Annotated in this window: 1 protein-coding gene; it reads right to left on the minus strand. The window is 48.8% G+C overall.

Translation table 11 applies throughout. From position 1 onward, the window contains the following. Nucleotides 1–1,012, minus strand: a 1,012-nt coding sequence (locus tag C5O23_RS14120) for an ISAs1 family transposase (RefSeq protein WP_107033541.1), incomplete at its 3' end; no start/stop codon positions are given. Nucleotides 1,013–1,118 lie beyond the last annotated feature (106 nt).

The raw sequence follows: 1,118 nt of genomic DNA on the forward strand, positions 1-1,118 counted from the left end.
AGTGCATACTTTCTATTGACCAATGGTTGCGCACGAAGATTCCTGGCTTCGGAGTATGCGTAGGCATACTGCTGACGTACAGGCGTTTTTCCGAAGTGTACGCCCCCGTTGACTTTTTGACTGTGGATGACTCATATTCAATGACGGTCATGTTTCCGCCCCATTTCTCTTTGTCGGCGATAATGTCCAGCCCGTCATATATGCGGTAGGTTCTCGTCTCTATCCTGCCGTGGGCGAGCACAGGATCTTCGGAGTAGGAATATACCGGTATGTGTCCCGCAAGCCTGTCCTCAACGCCATATCGCAATGACGGCTGGTTCGCTTTGAGCTCTATCAGAAAGTCACCGCCTTTCTTTCTGATTTTCTCGACAATGTCCTTCTGCATGGACATGGCATCGGCTGTGACAACCTTCCCCGCGATATCAATTTTATCAAGGAGTATCGGCACGGCCTTTATCTCGTTGCTCTTTTCCTGACAGGCTTCGGTGGCGAGTGTTATGCCGGTGTTGAACGAATAGGCCGAGACAATATCCGGGCTACGCCCGTTTTCCTGGACGGTGCCACGCTCAGCCTTGCCGTCTATGCAGATTATTTCAATGACCCGGCAGGCATTAAGCAGCCTGTCAAGGAATATTTGAGCGAACTGCTGCATCCTGTCGGCCATGCCTGTATCGTTGATGCCGTTCTCCACACGGCAAAGCGTGGCCTCGGATGGCACCCCGTTCTTCAACATGCCCATTTTGTGTAATTTGTTGAGGTTGTATCTGCCGAACTCCAATATCTCGGCACGTCCGATACATCCGGCTATGCGTCCGAGTATCATCAGCATGATGATATCGTCGAGCCTATGGCGGATATTGCCTTTGTCTAATCTGCGGAAATCCGGCACGGATGAGGCAAACGCTCTAAGTTCTTCTAAAATACTGCGTCTTGTGTCAAATTTATTGTGTACTTTTGCAGTGTGATCAGGCGCATAAGCGCCAGTCGAACGGACTTGGTCAAGTGGCTTCATTTTTGGCGTAACTCTTTGATTATCACCTATAAAGTTACTAAAAATCTGCCACTTGGCCAAATTTTCATTGCACTTATTTTCTTGAAAATCAGAGGTTAAAGCCTCT

Source organism: Duncaniella muris (genome assembly GCF_003024805.1).
Lineage (GTDB): Bacteria > Bacteroidota > Bacteroidia > Bacteroidales > Muribaculaceae > Duncaniella > Duncaniella muris.